Source organism: Alkalibacterium sp. m-11 (assembly GCF_054658155.1).
Map to the genome: position 1 here is coordinate 1 of NZ_BAAGIR010000523.1, position 255 is coordinate 255.

The following is a 255-nucleotide window of genomic DNA, read 5'->3' on the forward strand; positions in this document are numbered from 1 at the left end:
CACCTTGTGGTGTCCCCATATCTGTTTCAACATAAAAGTCTTGGTCTAAAATACCCGATTTGAGGAAGTTCCAAATTAATTTTAGAACGATTTTGTCTTGTATATAGTATTCCAGATAATTTCGTAATTTTTGATGATTAATTGTATCGAAATAATTCTTTAAATCACAATCTACCGCAATACGATAACCTTCCTCATAATATTGTTGTACTTGTTCAATTGCTTGATGGGCGTTTCGACCTTTTCGAAAGCCAT

General features: G+C 32.9%; 1 protein-coding gene. It reads right to left on the reverse strand.

Annotation, left to right across the window (positions count from 1 at the left end; genetic code table 11):
* On the reverse strand, positions 1-255 hold a 255-nt coding region (locus ACYQ2O_RS13435), incomplete at both ends, for a reverse transcriptase domain-containing protein (RefSeq protein WP_459783904.1).